Annotated in this window: 4 protein-coding genes; 1 reads left to right on the top strand and 3 read right to left on the bottom strand. The window is 65.8% G+C overall.

The features are described from left to right. Together JHD07_RS03960 and JHD07_RS03955 are read right to left on the bottom strand one after the other, a co-directional pair. A partial coding sequence (locus tag JHD07_RS03960; protein ID WP_291619224.1) for a twin-arginine translocation signal domain-containing protein occupies nucleotides 1–176 on the bottom strand: 176 nt, incomplete at its 3' end. A gap of 332 nt (nucleotides 177–508) precedes the next feature. Next, on the bottom strand, nucleotides 509–2,236 hold the full coding sequence (locus JHD07_RS03955; RefSeq protein ID WP_291619169.1) for an adenylate/guanylate cyclase domain-containing protein: 1,728 nt from the start codon (nucleotides 2,234–2,236) through the stop codon (nucleotides 509–511). 301 nt (nucleotides 2,237–2,537) lie between these two features. Here JHD07_RS03955 and JHD07_RS03950 point away from each other — a divergent pair, with 301 nt between their 5' ends. Further along, nucleotides 2,538–4,055: a glycosyltransferase family 39 protein gene (locus JHD07_RS03950; protein WP_291619222.1), complete on the top strand. Its 1,518-nt coding sequence runs from the start codon at nucleotides 2,538–2,540 to the stop codon at nucleotides 4,053–4,055. Between the two features lie 19 nt (nucleotides 4,056–4,074). On the opposite strand, the gene JHD07_RS03945 is transcribed toward JHD07_RS03950, so the two are convergent. Next, a partial coding sequence (locus JHD07_RS03945) for a pyridoxal-phosphate dependent enzyme (protein WP_291619167.1) occupies nucleotides 4,075–4,620 on the bottom strand: 546 nt, incomplete at its 5' end.

Raw genomic sequence — 4,620 nt, 5'->3', positions numbered from 1 at the left:
GGCGGCCGGATGGTCAAGCCAATCATCGGCCGCTTCTGCGGATATTTCACCAGCGACCGCTCGCCATTGGCGAAGGGCAGGGTGACGGCGTCGAGCGCCAGCGCCTTGGTGGAACTCAGGGCGGCGGCCATGGCGGCAAGACCTGCTCCCTTGAGCAGGTCGCGTCGGTCGATCATTCTCGTCTCCTCCCGGAGCTTTCTTCGGCCTGCGGTCATTACCCCGGACCTGCGCTCATCTGTCGCAACGATTTGAACGAAGTCAATTCGCGCTTTCGCAGCAAGGCCATGCCGCTGTGTTGCAGCAGGTCGGTGTTACGCTCGCAGTGAATTGAGCCGAACTGTAGCGGCGGCGACGGTGCACCTCTCCGCTTTGCTTGCGGGAGAGGTCGCGCCGAAGGCGCGGGTGAGGGTTTTCTCCTTTTGGGGGATGTCCCGTTGCGGAAGCACTCTCTCCTCAGCCCTTCCCGCGCAAGCGGGGAGGTGAGCGCACTTCCCGCGTGGCTTGCGCCCTATGCCGCAACGCGCTCGCTGCTCTCGACCAGCGCCGCCAGCTCTCGCGCGTCCGCCACCACGCGCACGGCAAGCGGCTCGTCGCGGCCGCGGATGGCGACCTCCTGATGAGGCAGGGCATCGTCGGCAAGGCCGGCGGTGTGGTGCACTTCCTCCGAGACGACGGCCTCGCAGGCTAGCGTCTTCGTCATGTCCTGGAGGCGGGCGGCGACGTTGACGGCATCGCCGAGCGCGGTGAAGACGACGTGATCGCGATAGCCGATGTCGCCGATGATGACCTCGCCGCCGTGAATACCGATGCCGAAGCGGATCGGCTGCCGCAGATCGTGGCTCAGGAGTTCGTTGAGCTGGTCGATATGGGCCGCGATTCCCGAGGCGGCCTTGAGCGCCTGCCGGCAGGCTGTTTGCGGATCCGCCGACAATCCGAACAGCGCCAGCATGCCGTCGCCGACGAACTGGTTCGGCTGGCCGTCGTTCTCGATCACCGCCTGCGACACCGCGCCGAGGAAGCGGTTGACGATGAAAACCGTGTCGAACGGCAGCCGCTTTTCCGCCAGCTGGGTCGAGCCGCGCATGTCGACGAACAGGCTGACGAGATAGCGCTCCTGGCCGATCGCGGCCGATGTCGAGGCCCCGTCCGTCGCATGCATGTGAGGCGTGAAGAGCTGGAAGAAGGAGAGGTCGGACGTCGGCCGCAGCTGGCAGGCCAGCCGGATCGACGGATCGGCAGTGCCGACGCGGGTGAGAACGAAGGCTTCGCGCTGTGACGGCGTCGGCAGCGCGTCATGATCGCCGATGACGCGGATGCGGCAGGTCGAGCAGCGGGCGCGGCCGCCGCAGACGCTGGCATGCGGCACGTTGTGGCGCAGGCTCGCTTCCAGCACGGAGAGGCCCTTGGGGACCCGCACCGTCTTGCCGTTGCCGTAGGACAGCGCGATCATGCCGCCACGCCGTTCGCGCCAGGCCCGGACGCCGCGCGCCGCCAGCACCAGCCCCAGCAGTCCGAAATATCCCATGGTGAGACCACCGGCGATACGGTCGAGCGTATTGTTTTCCGCGACCGTGCCGACCTGGCGGCGGCCGAGATTTTGCGTACGCCAATCCCGATCGTCGCTCTCGATCTCGATGCTGCGGCCGCCCTGGTAGATGCCGAGCAGGGACAATGTCGGAACGAGGACTGCGGCCGCCAACAGATAAGGGGCTGCGCGCGGGAAGAACGGCTTGAGGCGGAGCCAGAAATAAATCCCGATGCAGCCGTGCACCCAGGCGATGAGGAGCAGGATCGTCATCTGCCACAGCACGCCGGGCGCTACGACGAAGAACAAGTAAAGCTCCTGCGGATAGAGCTTCTCGTGTCCGTAAAGCGTGTAGCCGAGCCGCACCCCGATCACGTGTCCCATGACCAGAGCGGGGATGCTCAACCCCAGCACCAGCTGAAGCGGCTCGATCGCCCGCCAGCGGAACTGGCGGCGCTGATACAGCGCATAGATGCCGAGGCTCATATGGGTCAGCGCAGCCGCGTAGAACACGATCGAGACCGGCAGGAACTGCCAGAACAGGGTGTGGTAGATGACCCCGGCCTCCATGGCCTCGACCGAGATGTTGCCGAGCGCATGGTTGAGGAAATGGCTGACCACGTATGCGAACAGGATGATACCGCAGATGAGTCGCACCTGCCGCATGCCGGTGGCGCGGACGACGGACATCTGGATCGGAGCGGTAGCCATGATTCGATTGTATCAGTTCATGAAAGAGAACGGCCAGCCCAGCGTTCAATTCCCGATGTGGACAGGTTGCGGAGGTACCTGCCCGGGAAGGCGCCTGACACTCCGCTATCGTCCCGGACAAGGGCGCCCCTAGGCGCGCGCCGATCCGGGACGACAGCGCTGTTGCGTCACGATCCCCACATTGACTCCCCCTCCCAGTTTGGGGAAAAGCGCCGGCGTGACGATCGCTGCCGACATCTCTGCGAAGCCCGACGGCGCCGAACGCCGGCTCCTCCTTGTTGCGGTGCTCGTCGTCGCCGCGATGACGTTGCTGCGCATCGTCTACGCCTCCGCGATCGATCTGCGCACGGATGAGGCCTATTACTGGACGTGGTCGCAGGAAGCGGCGCTCAGCTACCTCGATCATCCGCCGGGCATCGCCTGGCTGATCCGTATCGGTACCGCGATCTTCGGCGATACCGCGCTCGGGGTCCGCTTCGGTGGCATCGTCGCGATGCTGGTGACGCAGCTGCTGCTCGCCGACATCGTCCGTCGCCTTACGCATGATGCGCGCGCGGTCGTGCTCGCGGTGCTGATGCCGGAGGCCGCGCTCTATTACGGCTTGCTGATGGCCAAGGTCGCGCCCGATGTCGCGATGATCCCCTTCGCAACGGCCATGGTGTGGTCGTTGGTGCGGCTCGCGCAAGGCGGCGACGGCCGCTGGTGGCTCGCGGCCGGCTTGTTCGCAGGCCTCGCGATGCTGTCGAAATTTACCGCGATCATGTTCGCGCCGGCAGTTGCCGCCTTCCTGCTGGTGCCGGATTGGCGCTGGCGTTGGCTGCGCAGTCCTTACCCCTATCTCGCGGTGCTGGTCGCGATCCTGGTGTTCTCGCCGGTGCTGATCTGGAACGCGCAGCATGACTGGGCCTCGTTCCGTTTCCAGGGCGTGCGCGCCACCGCCAATTACGGCATCTCGCTGCGCACGATCGGCGACTACATCGGCCTGCAATTCGGCCTGGTCGGATTCGTCATGTTGCCGGTGGTGTCGTCGGGATTGGTGATGACGGCGTGGCGCGGCTATCGCAGGCGCGAGCCGGTCGCGATCCTGCTGTCGACTGCGGTACTGGTGCCGTTCCTCTATTTCTTCTTCAAGTCGCTGACACTGCGGGTCGGCGACACCTGGCCGATGTTCATGTGGCCAGTCGGTTTCGCGGCTACTGCCGTGAACCTCGCCATCATGACGAAGGAGGGATGGTCGGCCCGGATGCTCAGATCGTCGCTGTTCTGGGCCAAGACGGCGATCGTCTCGGGCATCGCCTTCGTCGTGATCGTGTTTCTCTATTACGTCGCCGCGCCCTGGAATTTCCTTGGCAAGATCGATCCGATCGGCGCGGAGGCCGGCTATGACCAAGTCGCCGCGCGCGCGCAGGCGGCGCTCGACGAAACTGGTGCGACCTGGATCGCCACCACCGACTACCGTACCTACGCCATGATGCGCTGGCTATTCCGCGGCCGCGTGCCCGTGATCGAGATCAACGAACGCGGCCGCTTCCAGGATTTCGCCGATCCCGGCATGGACAGGATCAGGGGCCACGCCGGCATCTATGTCGGCCGCGAGCCGGATGATCGTTCACCATTGTGGGAGCATGTCCCGGCGAAGCGCGAGCGGCTCGGCCAAGCCGAGCGCCGCTGGCGCGGCCTCGTGATGGACACCTACGCGATTGAAAAGCTCACCGGCTGGACGCCGGAATTGTCACCGCCAAAGGACTCGCCGTTGTTCCAGTGGAAGGTGCTGGCTGGCGCTTACCCTCCTCTGGAGGGGCCCTCCAGGGAAGGGTAGGCACGGCGCCCGCTCCGACCTATTGCACCAGATCAGCCACCGTCGTCGCCGCCTTCAAGCCGGTGCCGGTGACGACCGCGACCGTGGTCTCGTTCGGCTTGATCGATCCTGCCGCCGCGAGCTTGTCCAGCGCCGCCGCTGCGCTGGCCGAGGTCGGCTCGGCAAACAGGCCCTGATGCGCGAGGCGGCGCAAGGCGGTGACGATCTCCTGCTCCGTGAGCGCGATGGTGCCGCCGCCGCTTTCCCGCAAGGCACCGATGATCTCGCGCAGGCGCAAAGGGTTCTTGATCGCGGTGCCCTCGGCGATGGTCTTGCTCACCTCGCGCGCGACGGGCGTATCGACACCGGCCTGAAAACTCGCATCGATCGGCGAGCAGTTTTGCGGCTGCGCCGCGAACAGGCGCGGCAGCTTCGCTATCTGCCCGGCCGTCAACAGCTCGCGGAAGCCGAAGGCGCAGCCGAGCAGGCTGCTGCCGGCGCCGACGGGAACGACGACGTTGTCGGGCGCGCGGAAGCCGAGATCTTCCCAGATCTCGTAGGCCAGCGACTTGGTGCCTTCGAGGAA

It is taken from the genome of Bradyrhizobium sp. (genome assembly GCF_016462955.1).
Classification (GTDB): Bacteria; Pseudomonadota; Alphaproteobacteria; order Rhizobiales; family Xanthobacteraceae; genus Bradyrhizobium.
This window is presented reverse-complemented; position numbering and strand designations above follow the sequence as displayed.

Excerpts from the sequence above, each read along its gene's own strand:
- JHD07_RS03955 (WP_291619169.1), bottom strand. The coding sequence starts at position 2,236 with ATGGCTACCGCTCCGATCCAGATGTCCGTCGTCCGCGCCACCGGCATG.
- JHD07_RS03950 (WP_291619222.1), top strand. The coding sequence starts at position 2,538 with ATGACGTTGCTGCGCATCGTCTACGCCTCCGCGATCGATCTGCGCACG.